This window comes from Propionicimonas sp. T2.31MG-18 (assembly GCF_964266745.1).
GTDB lineage: Bacteria > Actinomycetota > Actinomycetes > Propionibacteriales > Propionibacteriaceae > Propionicimonas.
Genome location: NZ_CAXWGX010000001.1, coordinates 132293 through 144496 on the forward strand (window position 1 = coordinate 132293; position 12204 = coordinate 144496).

Genomic DNA, 12204 nt, shown 5'->3' on the forward strand with positions numbered 1-12204 from the left:
GGCGGACGGGGCACCCGCCCTACACTGGTGGCGCGTCCCATCCCTCGCGCAGGAGCCACCATGACCGTCCGACCGGCCGCGGCCCTGCGCTCACGCGGGGTCTGGCTCGGCCTCGTGGGGTCCCTTCTCGTCGCGTGGGGCAGCTGCCATCCCGAGTTCGCCTTCGCCCCGGACGGCTGGCCGTCGGATGCCGTCAACGCCGTCGGGCTGGCCGCGCCGCTGCCGTGGAACCGGGTCGTGCTCATCGCCGGGACCGTGCTCCTGACCTGGGCGTGGTGGCACGTCCGCCCGACCCGCGACCGGGCGCCGGTCCACGCCGGCACCACTCTCGCGCTGTGGTCGCTGCCCCTGCTCCTCGTGCCGCCCGTGCTCAGCCCGGACGCGGTCCTCTACGCCGACCTCGGCTGGACGCTCTCCACCGGCGCAAACCCCTACGACGTCGGCCTGGCCACCTCGGGCGGCCCGTTCGCGCACCAGGTGGACCCGCTGTGGGCGGGCAGCGGCGTCGCGTACCCCCCGCTGACGCTGCGGCTCAACCAGCTCGTGGTGGCCGCCACCGGCGCACACCCGTACTGGTCGGTGGTGGCCATGCGGGTGCCGGCCCTGCTGGCGGTGGCTGCGATGCTCTTCCTTGTGCCCCGGATCGCGTCCCTGCTCGGGATGCCCCGACGCAGCGCGGTGTGGCTGGGCGTCCTGAACCCGCTGCTCGTGCTGCACTTCATCGGCGCGGCGCACAACGACGCACCGATGGTGGCCACCACCCTCGCGGCGATCTGGGTGGTGCTCCGCCGCCCGGGTCCGTGGACGGCGTTCCTCGCCGGGCCGGTGCTCGTCGGGGTGGCCATGGCGTTCAAGCAGCAGGGCGGCCTGGCCGTGGTCGCCGTCGCGGGGCTGCCGGTCGCCGCGGCGCTCGCGGCCCTGCCGCTGGGGCGCCGGCTGTGGCTGCTCGGACGACGCACGGTCTTCGCCACCCTCGTCGCCCTCGCGTCCTTCGCCGCCGTCAGCCTTGCCTCCGGCCTGGGCTTCGGCTGGGTGGAGTGGCTCGACCTGATGGGCCTGGCGAACACCCCCGCGCCGCTGGCACTGCTGGCCAAGGGCGGCGCGCTGCTGTGGTCGTCCGCCGGGGGCTCCTACACCGGCTTCCTGATCCTCGCCGGCCGGGTGGGGACGCTGGTGCTGCTGGCCGTGCTCGCCTGGATCGGCGTCCGCTTCGCCGACCGTCCGCTCAGCCTGGTGGCCTGGGGGTCGCTGGTGATCGCCGTCCTCGGCCAGGCGCTGCACCCGTGGTACCTGCCGTGGAGCCTCGCCCTGCTCGGCCTCGTCCCGCTCACCCGGCGGCAACGGTGGTGGGTGTTCGGCTTCGCCATCACCTTCGGCGTGTGGAACGCCATCCAGACGGCGATCTGGCACGGCCTGAACTGATCCCGGCGAAGGGTTGGCCGGCAGTGGCAGGATCGGACGCATGCGGGTAGCGATCGGCGGCAGTACCGGACTGATCGGCACCGCCCTGGGGCGGGCGCTGGTGCGGGACGGCCACGAGGTGGTGCGCCTGGTGCGCGGCCGGGTGACCTCCTCCGACCAGCGGCACTGGGATCCCGACGCGGGCCGGATCGCCGGCCCGGGCCTGGAGGACGTCGACGCCGTGGTGAACTTCGCCGGTGCGCCCATCGCCGGCGCCCGGTGGACGCGGGAACGCAAGGCGGAGATCCTGCGCTCGCGCGTGACGTCCACCCTCACGATCGTCACCAGCCTCACCCCCGAGGGACGCTGCCAGCGCCTGCTGAACGGCTCCGCGATCGGCTACTACGGCAACACCGGCACCGAGATCGTCGACGAGACCATGCCGGCCGGCCGCGGGTTCCTCGCCGAGGTGGTCAGCGACTGGGAGGCCGCGGCCGCCCACTCCCCCGTCCCCACCGCCGTGCTGCGCACCGGGCAGGTGCTGTCCCACGACGGCGGCTTCCTGGGCCTCCAGCGCCCGCTGTTCGCCCTCGGGCTGGGCGGGCGCATCGGCAACGGGCGGCAGTTCCTGTCCTGGATCAGCCTCACCGACCACGTCCGCGCCACCCGGTTCCTGCTCGGCTCCGACCTCACCGGCCCGGTGAACCTCACCTCCCCGAACCCGGTGAGCAACCTCGAGTTCACCAGGGCCTACGGCCGGCTCCTGCGCCGGCCGACGCCGCTGCCCGTCCCGCTGACAGCGGTGTCACTGCTGTTCGGCCGCGAGTTCGTTAACGAGGCCCTGTTGGCCAGCCAGCGGGCGCACCCGGCTCGCCTGCTGGCCGCCGGCTTCACCTTCGAGCACCCCCGGCTGGCCCAGGCGCTGTCCGCTCTCGGGTGAGCCGGGGCGCCGGCCCCGCCGCCCGCACCCGCGGTCTGGTCCCGGCCGGGAGCCTCCCCCTCCGGCGATACACTGACCACTCTGTCCCACCCGGACCCTGCCGCCCGCCGGTCCGCCGAAAGATAGGTGCCCTGTGTCGAGTCCGCTCTCCCCATCCGGCGTTCCGGAGCCCTTCGCCGCCCTTGGTCTCACCTTCGACGACGTGCTCCTCCAGCCCAACGAGAGCGACGTGATCCCCTCCGCGGCGGACACGACGACCTGGGTGAGCAAGCGCATCCAGTTGCGCATCCCGCTGCTGAGTTCCGCGATGGACACCGTCACCGAGTCGCGGATGGCGATCGCCATGGCCCGCGAGGGCGGCATGGGCATCCTGCACCGCAACATGTCCGCCGAGGACCAGGCCGGCCAGGTCGACCGGGTGAAGCGCTCCGAGGCCGGCATGATCGACCAGCCGATCACCACCACCCTGGACGCCACCATCGGCGAGGTGGACGAGATGTGCGGCCAGTTCCGGATCTCCGGCGTCCCCGTCGTCGACTCCGACATGAAGCTGCTGGGCATCGTCACCAACCGCGACATGCGGTTCGAGGACGACCCGAACCGGCCCGTCGGCGAGGTGATGACCCCGATGCCGCTGGTCACCGGCTGGCCCGGGATCCGGTCGGACGAGGCCCTGCGCCTGCTGGCGAAGCACAAGATCGAGAAGCTGCCGCTGGTCGACCCCGACGGACGGCTGCGCGGCCTGATCACCCTGAAGGACTTCGTGAAGTCCGACAAGTACCCGCTGGCCAGCAAGGATCCGCAGGGCCGGCTCCGCGTGGGCGCCGGGATCGGCTTCTTCGGCGACGCCTGGGAGCGCGCGATGATGCTGGTCGACGCCGGCGTGGACGCGATCGTCGTCGACACCGCGCACGGCCACTCCCGCGGCGTGCTGGAGATGATCGCCCGGCTGAAGTCCGAGCCGGCGGCGGCCGAGGTCGACATCATCGGCGGCAACGTCGCCACCTACGCCGGAGCCAAGGCCCTGGTCGATGCCGGTGCGGACGGCGTGAAGGTGGGTGTGGGCCCCGGCTCGATCTGCACGACCCGCGTGGTGGCCGGCGTCGGCGTCCCCCAGGTCACCGCCATCTGGGACGCCGCCCAGGCGTGCCGTCCCGCCGGAGTGCCCGTGATCGGCGACGGCGGCCTCCAGTACTCCGGCGACATCGCGAAGGCCCTCGTCGCGGGCGCGAACGCGGTCATGCTGGGCTCGTTGCTGGCCGGCTGCGAGGAGAGCCCCGGCGAGCTGGTCTTCATCAACGGCAAGCAGTACAAGTCGTACCGCGGCATGGGGTCGCTGGGGGCCATGGCCGCCCGCGGTCGCACGACGTCCTACTCGCGCGACCGCTACTTCCAGAGCGACGTCAGCAGCGACGACAAGCTCATCCCCGAGGGCATCGAGGGCCAGGTGGCGTTCCGCGGGCCGCTGTCCGCGGTGGCCTACCAGCTGATCGGCGGCCTGCGGCAGTCGATGTTCTACACCGGCGCCACCACGATCGACGAGCTCCAGGCGAAGGGACGCTTCGTCCGCATCACCTCTGCCGGCCTCCGCGAGTCGCACCCCCACGACATCCAGATGACGATCGAGGCACCCAACTACTCCTCCAAGTCCTGAGCAAGGGAGCTCACCACCATGATCGAGATCGGCCGCTCCAAGCGCGCCCTGCCCGTGTACGGGTTCGACGACATCGCCATCGTGCCCACGCGGCGCACCCGTGGCATCGAGGAGGTGCACCTGGCCTGGAGGATCGACGCGCTCACCTTCGACTTCCCGATCGTCGCCGCGCCGATGGACTCCGTGATGTCCCCGGCCACCGCGATCGCGATGGGCCGGCTGGGCGGCCTCGGCGTGCTGAACCTCGAAGGGCTGTGGACGCGCTACGCGGACCCGGAGCCCCTGCTGGAGCAGCTCGCCTCGATCGACGACCCGGTCGCGGCCACCCGGCGCATGCAGGAGGTGTACGCGGAGCCGATCAAGGCCGAGCTGATCAGCGAGCGCATGCACCAGATCCGCGAGGCCGGGGTGCCGGTGGCCGGCTCCCTCTCGCCGCAGACCTGCGCGGAGTTCGCCGGCGTCGTGGAGAAGGCGGGCGTGGACTTCTTCGTGATCCGCGGCACGACCGTGTCGGCCGAGCACGTCTCCGCGGTCGCCGAGCCGCTGAACCTCAAGAAGTTCATCTACGAGCTCGACGTACCGGTGATCGTCGGCGGCTGCGCCACCTACCAGTCCTCGCTGCACCTGATGCGCACCGGCGCGGCCGGCGTGCTCGTCGGCTTCGGCGGCGGTGCGACCAAGCGCACCCGCAACGTGCTGGGCGTCGAGGTGCCGATGGCCTCGGCGCTGGCGGACGTGGCCGAGGCGCGGCGCGACTACCTGGACGAGTCCGGCGGCCGGTACGTGCACGTGATCGCCGACGGCGCGCTCGGCCGTTCCGGCGACATCGCAAAGGCGATCGCCTGCGGGGCGGACGCGGTGATGGTCGGTTCCCCGCTCGCGCGGGCCACCGAGGCCCCCGGCCACGGCTACCACTGGGGCCCGGAGGCCTGGCACGCCACGCTGCCGCGCGGCGAGCGGGTGAAGTTCGGCGCCATCGGGACGCTGGAGGAGATCCTCCTCGGGCCGTCCCACATCGCCGACGGCACGATGAACCTCGTCGGCGCGCTGCGCCGCGCCCTGGCGACCACCGGGTACTCCGACGTGAAGGAGTTCCAGCGGGTCGAGGTCGTCGTCCACTCCTGAGGAAGCCCGGGTGAACCCGCTCGAACTCTGCCTCGCGGCCGTCGCCGCGGTGCTGGCGTCCGTCGCCGCGGGCCTCACCCTGGCCCACCGCCGTTCCCGCCGGGAGCTGTCCCAGGCGCGCGCGGCGCGCGTCCGTGCCCTGCACGCCCAGCAGCACGCCGCGGAACTGGCGGTCTCGGCCGAGCGCATCCGGATCGTCCGCGAGATGCACGACGTCCTCGCCCACTCGCTGGCGATCATGATCGCCCAGGCCGACGGCGGCAGCTACGTCGTCGCAGACGACGCGGCGTCACGCCGCGCCTTCCTGACCATCGCAGAGACCGGACGCGCCGCCCTAGCCGACACCCGCCGCATCCTCGGCATGCTCCGCGGCGGCTCCGGCCCGGAACTGTCGCCGGTGCCGGACCAGGCACCGCTGGACGAGCTCGTCGAGCAGGCGCGGCAGGCCGGGCTCCAGGTGTCGCTGATCAGGGTGGGCGAGCCGAGCGCTCTGCCGTCCGGCTCCCGGCTGGCGCTGTACCGCGTGTGCCAGGAGGCGCTCACCAACGTGATGAAGCACGCCGGCGACGGCGCACAGGTGATCGTGGCCGTCAGCTGGACCGACGACGAGGTCACCCTCACCGTGACCGACCGCGGCGGCCGGGGCGCCACGCCTCCGGAGCCGGGCACCGAGGAGCCGCTGGACGGCCTCGGCCTCGGCCTCATCGGGATGCGCGAGCGGGTCGAGCTCGTCGGCGGCACGCTGGAGGCCGGACCCGGCGAGGACGGCTTCCGGGTGCGGGCCCGGATCCCCCTGGTGGCCGTCCCCGAGGAGGTGGCGATCGATGCCTGAGCAGATCCGCGTCGTCCTGGTCGACGACCAGCAGCTCGTCCGGGCCGGGCTGGCCATGGTGATCGACGCCCAGCCGGACATGACGGTGGCCGGCCAGGCCGGCAGCGGCGCCGAGGCGATCGCGCTGGTCGCGGCCACGCCGTGCGACATCGTGCTGATGGACGTGCGGATGCCCGGGATGGACGGGCTGGAGGCGACGCGGCGGATCCTCGAGGCCGCGGACGCCGGCGGCGCCGCGTCCCCGCCCCGGCTGGTGATGCTGACCACCTACGACCTCGACGAGTACCTGCTGTCGGCGATCTCGGCGGGGGCCTCCGGGTTCCTGCTGAAGAACGCGCCGCCGGCCGACCTGCTGGCCGCCATCCGGACCGTCCACACCGGCGACGCGGTGATCGCGCCGTCGGCCACCCGACGCCTGCTCGCCCACGTCGCCGCCAACCCGTCCGCGCCGGGGCCGGACCCGGTGGACCCGCGCCTGGCCACGCTCACCGACCGCGAGCGGGAGGTGCTCGAACTGATCGCCCGCGGACTGTCGAACGCGGAGATCTCCTCCAGCCTCTACCTGTCCGAGACGACCGTGAAGACCCACGTACGGCGGGTGCTGGCCAAGCTCGGCGTCCGCGACCGGGTGCAGGCCGTGGTGGTCGCCTACGAGTCGGGCCTGGCGCGCGGCGGAGCCTAGGCCACCCGCGTCCCGCTGGGCAGCGTGCCGTACGGCACGGAGAGCCGGCGCACCGCTACCCAGAAGAACACCGCCCCGAGGAGCACGTTCGCACCGAGCCCCCACGGCCAGATCGGGTTCTCCACGTTGACCGGCTGCACCTGCACCGGGGACACGTTCACCAGCGTCCCCCCGGAGGTGTAGACGCGCGGGGTGCCGCCGTTGTCCCACTCGACGGTGTAGCCGGGCAGCGAGTCGTACAGCGGGGTGCAGCGGTCCCGTTCCAGGGCGGGCGGGATCGCCATCCGGCGCACGCCCCACCGCAGCAGGGCCAGCGGGTCGGAGTTCAGCTGGCGGTAGTCGGACAGGTTCGCCGCGCTGCCCGGGGGCAGCGGGGCTGCGTCCGCGACCACGACGAACGGGTTCGCGGCGAGGATCCACCAGATCTGGTCGAGGTGGCTCACCGACTCGGTGTCGTCGTACCAGGTGCACTTGGTCACCGGGGGTGGCGGCTCGTCCCCGCCCTCGGGGTGCTCCTGCCAGTACCGCTCGACCTCGAGCTGGTAGGCGGCGTCGTCGGCAGGGTTGAGGCCCCACACCCGCACCGGCTCGGGCCGCGTCACCAGCAGCGCGAGCATGCCGACCACGATCACCGTGATCGCGGTGAGCACCACCACGCTGAAGTAGGTGAGGAACGTCGACCCGGCCGGACGTGACACCAGCGCCGACCAGCCCAGGCCGATCGCGCAGACCACGGCGACCTCGGCGAAGACGACGGCGAAGGTGACCAGCACCTGCCAGAACGAGATGTTGCCCAGCAGCATCGACCAGGCGATGAACGGCAGCGCCACGACCAGGAAGACCGCCGCCGCCAGCCAGGCGGCGACGAGCTTGCCGGTGGCCAGTTCGAGCGCGCTCAGCCGCGTGGCCTGGAGGGTGGCCAGCGTGCCGGCGCTGCGGTCGCCGTTGATGGACGTGGCGGTGAACGCCGGCGCGATCACCAGGCCCATGCCGAGCACGAAGTAGGTGATCATGCCGAAGGCCATCGCCCCGGCGGAGTAGTCGCTCGCTCCCCCACCGCGCACCTGGTCGGTCGCCGCGACGATCAGCCAGGAGATGAGTCCGATCACGACGAACCAGCCCACGAGCGCCCAGATCCAGCGCCGCGACCGCACGCGTTGCTTCAGTTCGAGCTCGACGACGGTGCGCAGCCCGTTCCAGCTCAGGGTCCAGCTGGTCATATCCGCTCCTCGTCCAGCGACAGGTAGGTCTCCTCGAGGCGTCCGGACACCGGGCTCACCGTGTGCAGCGGGACGTCGGCGGCAACGGCCGCGCGGATCAGCTCGCGGGCCGACTCGTACCCGCCGAGCTGGACGACCACGTCGCCCCCGGCCTGCCCGGACCAGGGGATGCCGGCGTTGTCCAGGAACGTCCGCAGCCCGACCGGGTCGAGGGCGTCCAGGCGCCAGCCGCGCTTGACCGGCTCGGCAGCGGGGCCCGCGGTGTCCACCGTCCGTCCTCGGGAGACGAAGACCGCGTGGTCGTACACCTCCTCCAGCTCGGAGAGCACGTGCGAGGAGACCAGGACGGTCTTGCCGTCGGCGGCCAGCCCACGCAGCAGGTCCCTGAGCTCGATCCGGGAGCGAGGGTCGAGGCCGGAGGCCGGCTCGTCCAGCAGCAGCACCTCGGGGTCGTGCACGAGCGCCCTGGCCAGCCCCAGCCGCTGCTTCTGGCCGCGGCTGAGCACGCGGGCCGGGCGCTCGGCGAACTCGGACAGGTGCACCCTCGCGAGGATGGCTGCCACGCGGTCGCCACTGGTTCTCCGGTCGAGGCCGTAGGCGTGGGCGAAGGTGCGCAGGATCTCGGTGCAGGTCAGCGCGTCCCAGGTGCCGAAGACGTCGGGCATCCAGCCGATCCGTGCCCGGGCGTCCAGGTTGTTCGTGGTGAGGTCGTAGCCCGCGACGTTGGCCCGTCCGGCATCGGCACGCAGCAGCCCGGAGAGCAGCAGCAGGAGGGTCGTCTTCCCCGAGCCGTTGGGGCCGATCAGTGCCGTCACCGCACCGGCGGGGGCGGTGAAGGTCATCCCGTCCACCGCCTTCACCGGACCGAACGCTCGCTTCAGCCCGATGGCCTCGATCCCCGGCACCGGGGGTTCGCCGGGGGACGCCGGGAGGCCGGCGACGGCGGGAGGGGTCTCGCTCATGGTGCCACGGTAGGGCCCCCAGCCCCGGCGGCACGTCATCCTCCGCGGCGGATCGGATCCTCCTTGCGGACGATTCTCGCTAAGGTCGGCGCATGCGGATCCTGCGCGCGCTCACCTACGACATCGTGCTGGTGTTCGTGTTCACCGCCATCGGGCGGTTGAGCCACGGTGAGGACCTCTCGCAGCTGGGGGCGACAGCATGGCCCTTCGTGATGGCCACCACGGTCGGCTCGCTCGTGGCGAGCTGGCGACGTGGCGCGTGGTGGGTGCAGGGCATCACCGTGTGGCTGATCACCACGATCGGCGGGGTGGTGCTCCGCCTCGTCAGCGGCGGAACGGCCGAGCCCACCTTCGTGCTGGTGACCGCGGCCGTCCTCGCGCTGTTCCTGATCGGCTGGCGCGCCCTGTTGCGTGCCGTGCTGTAGCGGTCCGCCGCCAGGCGTCAGCCGGCCGTCGGCGGGGTGACCGGCACCGGCCCGAACGCCGCGTACCAGGCCGCCCGGACGGTGGCAGAGGCCGCGGTCTGGCGGACGATGTCCCCGCCACTGCCGCCGAACAGCCGGTCGAGGTTCGCGCCGCCCTCGATCAGGTCCCGGCCGGACTCGCCGAAGATCCGGTCGCGCCCGGCACCGCCGACGAGGTGGTCGTTGCCGGAGCCGCCGAAGAGCTTGTCGCGTCCCTCGCCGCCCCGGATCACGTCACGGCCGGAGCCGCCGAAGACGCGGTCGGAGCCGGCACCGGTGGTGACGACGTCGTCGCCCGCCCCCGCGCAGATCAGGTCGTCGCCACCCATGCCGGTGATGGTGTCGTTGCCGCCGAGGCCGACGATCACGTCCCGTGCGGGCGTGCCGGTGAGGGTGTCGGCGCCGTCGGTGCCGACGATCGTCGCGACGACGCCGTCGCACCGGTACACCGGGGTGGGCGCGGGCGTCTCGTCCGCGGAGGCCGCCGGGCTGTTCACCAGCGCCAGGCCGAGGCCGGCGCCGAGCGAGGCCAGGGTGGCCAGCCCGGTACGGAGGGTCCTGTTCATGTCGTGCTCCTTGTCGTGGGGACCTGCGCTGCCATCGTCGCAACGGCCGGGCGGCCCCGGCCAGCGATCCGTCGGCCTCGGCAGCAAACCGCCAGTCGCCTCCAGCAAACGTCCAGCTTCCTCGCGGTGGGAGGGTGCAGGGCCTCCCCCGTCCGGGTGCACGAAGGCCCCCACCCGATCGGGTGGGGGCCTTCGGGTGTCAGCTCAGTGGCTGTGACCGTGGTCGTCGTCCTCCTCGGCCGGCTTCTCGACCACCGAGGTCTCGGTGGTGAGCAGCAGCGACGCGATCGACGCGGCGTTCGCCAGCGCGGAGCGCGTCACCTTGACCGGGTCGATGACGCCCTGGGCGACGAGGTCGCCGTACTCGCCGGTCGCCGCGTTGTAGCCGCTGCCCGGCTCCATCTCGGCCACCTTGTGCACGATCACCAGGCCCGGCTCGCCGCCGTTCTCTGCGATCCACCGCAGCGGCTCGCCGACCGCCTTGGCGACGATCGAGACGCCGGCCTTCTCGTCACCGGTCAGCCCGAGGCCGTCGGCCAGCACGCGCGAGGCGTGGACGAGGGCGGAGCCGCCACCGGCGACGATGCCCTCCTCGATGGCCGCGCGGGTCGCGGAAACCGCGTCCTCGATGCGGTGCTTGGTCTCCTTCAGCTCCACCTCGGTGGCGGCGCCGACCTTGATCACGCAGACGCCGCCGGCCAGCTTGGCCACCCGCTCCTGGAGCTTCTCGCGGTCCCAGTCGGAGTCGGTGCGCTCGATCTCGGCGCGCAGCTGCGCGACGCGACCGGTGACCTCCGCCGCGTGCCCGGCACCCTCGACGATCGTGGTGTTGTCCTTCGTCACCACGATGCGACGGGCGCGGCCGAGCACGTCCAGGCCGACCTGGTCGAGCTTCAGCCCGACCTCGGGAGCCACGACCTTGCCGCCGGTGAGGATCGCGATGTCCTCCAGCATGGCCTTGCGACGGTCACCGAAGGCCGGGGCCTTGACCGCGACCGAGGTGAAGGTGCCCTTGATCTTGTTGACCACGAGGGTGGACAGCGCCTCGCCGTCCACGTCCTCGGCAACGATGAACAGGGTGCCGCCGGCGCCGATGACCTTCTCCAGCACGGGCAGCAGGTCGTTCATCGAGGAGATCTTGCCCTGGTTGATCAGGATGTAGGGATCCTCGAGGACGGCCTCCATGCGCTCCGGATCGCTCACGAAGTACGGGGAGAGGTAGCCCTTGTCGAACTGCATGCCCTCGGTGAACTCGAGCTCGGTGCCGAAGGTGTTCGACTCGTCGACGGTGATCACGCCGTCCTTGCCGACCTTGTCGAACGCGTCGGCGATCAGGGCGCCGATCTGCTCGTCACGGGCGGAGATGGTGGCGACGTGGGCCATGTCGTCGGTGGTCTCGACATCGCGGGCGAGCCGGCGCAGCTCGTCCTCGACCGCCACGACGGCGGCGTCGATCCCGCGCTTGAGCGCGATCGGGTTGGCGCCGGACGCGACCGCCCGCAGGCCCTCGTGGACGAGCGCCTGGGCGAGGACGGTGGCGGTGGTGGTGCCGTCACCGGCCACGTCGTTGGTCTTGGTGGCGACCTCCTTGGCGAGCTGCGCGCCGAGGTTCTCGAACGGGTCGGAGAGCTCGACCTCCTTCGCGACGGTCACGCCGTCGTTGGTGATGGTCGGCGCACCCCACTTCTTGTCGAGGACGACGTACCGGCCCTTGGGGCCGAGCGTCACCTTCACGGTGTTGGCGAGGATGTCGACGCCGCGCTCGAGCGAGCGCCGTGCCTCCTCGTCAAACTGAAGGATCTTGGGCATCTACACGTTCCTTACTTGGTGACGATGGCGAGGATGTCGCGGGCGTTCAGGAGCAGGTACTCCTGGCCGTCGTACTTCACCTCGGTGCCGCCGTACTTGCTGAAGATGACCACGTCACCCTCCGCGACGTCGAGCGGGATGCGGTTGCCGTTGTCGTCGATGCGACCGGGGCCGGTGGCGAGGACCTTGCCCTCCTGCGGCTTCTCCTTGGCGGTGTCGGGGATGACCAGCCCGGAAGCGGTGGTCTGCTCAGCCTCCAGCGGCTGGACGAGGATGCGGTCCTCGAGCGGCTTGATCGTGACTGCCACGTCAAAACCCTTTCGTTCTGCAGGGCTGCTGCCCTTGTGATGGTCAAGGTGGAGGGCCTCGGCGTCGTCGCGGTGCCACCGGAGGCCGGCTGGCACCCTCTGTACGAGAGTGCTAAGGCGAATCTATCGCGGGCTTAGCACTCGATCAAGCCGAGTGCCAAAGCCATGGTCCGCCCGGCGCCCGTCCCCGCCCGGTGACGGCCCCGAGGGCACCGTCCCCGACGCTCGCCGCCCCCTCCGT

Annotated in this window: 12 protein-coding genes; 7 read left to right on the plus strand and 5 right to left on the minus strand. The window is 72.2% G+C overall.

Going from position 1 to position 12204, the window contains the following annotated elements; translation table 11 throughout:
* Positions 1-60 precede the first annotated feature (60 nt).
* The 6 genes from mptB (at position 61) to ACFQQJ_RS00605 (ending at position 6634) form a co-directional block, all read left to right on the plus strand.
* Complete coding sequence (mptB, locus tag ACFQQJ_RS00580; RefSeq protein WP_377103115.1) at positions 61-1422, plus strand: polyprenol phosphomannose-dependent alpha 1,6 mannosyltransferase MptB; 1362 nt, start codon at positions 61-63, stop codon at positions 1420-1422.
* A 40-nt stretch (positions 1423-1462) separates the two neighbouring features.
* The gene (locus tag ACFQQJ_RS00585; RefSeq protein WP_377103116.1) at positions 1463-2341 is read left to right on the plus strand and encodes a TIGR01777 family oxidoreductase; all 879 of its coding nucleotides are present in this window, start codon (positions 1463-1465) and stop codon (positions 2339-2341) included.
* A 133-nt stretch (positions 2342-2474) separates the two neighbouring features.
* Entirely contained in the window at positions 2475-3995 is a 1521-nt protein-coding gene (guaB, locus tag ACFQQJ_RS00590) for an IMP dehydrogenase (protein ID WP_377103117.1), read from the plus strand.
* An 18-nt stretch (positions 3996-4013) separates the two neighbouring features.
* Positions 4014-5120: a GuaB3 family IMP dehydrogenase-related protein gene (locus tag ACFQQJ_RS00595; RefSeq protein ID WP_377103118.1), complete on the plus strand. Its 1107-nt coding sequence runs from the start codon at positions 4014-4016 to the stop codon at positions 5118-5120.
* Positions 5121-5130: 10 nt separating this feature from the next.
* Positions 5131-5952 carry a sensor histidine kinase gene (locus ACFQQJ_RS00600; protein ID WP_377103119.1) on the plus strand — a complete coding sequence of 274 codons (822 nt, stop codon included), beginning with the start codon at positions 5131-5133 and terminating at the stop codon, positions 5950-5952.
* Positions 5945-6634, plus strand: a complete 690-nt coding sequence (locus tag ACFQQJ_RS00605; protein WP_377103120.1) for a response regulator — start codon at positions 5945-5947, stop codon at positions 6632-6634. The genes ACFQQJ_RS00600 and ACFQQJ_RS00605 overlap by 8 nt, the downstream gene beginning before the upstream one ends.
* Here the strand turns inward: ACFQQJ_RS00605 and ACFQQJ_RS00610 are convergent.
* Both ACFQQJ_RS00610 and ACFQQJ_RS00615 read right to left on the minus strand, forming a co-directional pair.
* Positions 6631-7854 (minus strand): ABC transporter permease, encoded by a 1224-nt coding sequence (locus tag ACFQQJ_RS00610; protein WP_377103121.1) that lies wholly within the window; start codon positions 7852-7854, stop codon positions 6631-6633. The two genes, ACFQQJ_RS00605 and ACFQQJ_RS00610, sit on opposite strands and share 4 nt — an antisense overlap.
* Entirely contained in the window at positions 7851-8816 is a 966-nt protein-coding gene (locus ACFQQJ_RS00615) for an ABC transporter ATP-binding protein (RefSeq protein ID WP_377103122.1), read from the minus strand. Before ACFQQJ_RS00615 ends, ACFQQJ_RS00610 begins: the two co-directional genes overlap by 4 nt.
* A 92-nt stretch (positions 8817-8908) precedes the next feature.
* Here ACFQQJ_RS00615 and ACFQQJ_RS00620 point away from each other — a divergent pair, with 92 nt between their 5' ends.
* Positions 8909-9241, plus strand: a complete 333-nt coding sequence (locus ACFQQJ_RS00620) for a DUF3054 domain-containing protein (RefSeq protein ID WP_377103123.1) — start codon at positions 8909-8911, stop codon at positions 9239-9241.
* Between the two features lie 17 nt (positions 9242-9258).
* On the opposite strand, the gene ACFQQJ_RS00625 is transcribed toward ACFQQJ_RS00620, so the two are convergent.
* The 3 genes from ACFQQJ_RS00625 to groES all read right to left on the minus strand — a co-directional run bounded on the left by ACFQQJ_RS00625 (position 9259) and on the right by groES (position 11963).
* Positions 9259-9846, minus strand: a complete 588-nt coding sequence (locus ACFQQJ_RS00625) for a calcium-binding protein (RefSeq protein ID WP_377103124.1) — start codon at positions 9844-9846, stop codon at positions 9259-9261.
* A gap of 204 nt (positions 9847-10050) precedes the next feature.
* The gene (groL, locus tag ACFQQJ_RS00630; RefSeq protein WP_377103125.1) at positions 10051-11655 is read right to left on the minus strand and encodes a chaperonin GroEL; all 1605 of its coding nucleotides are present in this window, start codon (positions 11653-11655) and stop codon (positions 10051-10053) included.
* Positions 11656-11666: 11 nt separating this feature from the next.
* Positions 11667-11963 carry a co-chaperone GroES gene (gene groES, locus ACFQQJ_RS00635; protein WP_377103126.1) on the minus strand — a complete coding sequence of 99 codons (297 nt, stop codon included), beginning with the start codon at positions 11961-11963 and terminating at the stop codon, positions 11667-11669.
* Between the last annotated feature and the right edge of the window lie 241 nt (positions 11964-12204).